The organism is Paraburkholderia sp. SIMBA_053 (assembly GCF_046534895.1).
In the GTDB taxonomy this organism is placed as follows: domain Bacteria; phylum Pseudomonadota; class Gammaproteobacteria; order Burkholderiales; family Burkholderiaceae; genus Paraburkholderia; species Paraburkholderia caledonica.
The window spans coordinates 1-267 of sequence record NZ_JAWRXU010000798.1 but is presented as its reverse complement, the minus strand read 5'-3'; the positions used below and the strand labels follow the sequence as shown (position 1 = coordinate 267).

Annotated in this window: 1 protein-coding gene; it reads left to right on the top strand. The window is 64.8% G+C overall.

Going from position 1 to position 267, the window contains the following annotated elements; translation table 11 throughout:
* The coding region (locus SB753_RS37775; RefSeq protein WP_410805249.1) for an FGGY family carbohydrate kinase at positions 1 to 267 on the top strand (267 nt) is incomplete at both ends.

The following is a 267-nucleotide window of genomic DNA, read 5'->3' as shown; positions in this document are numbered from 1 at the left end:
CTGACGGGCGAAGTGGCTGTCGATCACAGTTCGGCGGGCAACATCGGCGGCGTGTATGACATCGCGAAGCGCGACTGGTCCGACGAGGCCCTCGACATGCTCGGCATACCCGCGACGATGATGCCGGAGCATCTGGTCGAATCATCGGATGTGGTGGGTGGTTTGCTGTCGCAATGGACGGAGCAGCTTGGACTCGAAGCGGGCACGTCGATCGTCGCGGGCGGCGTCGATGCGGCGATGGCCACATATGCGGCGGGTGTCACGCGC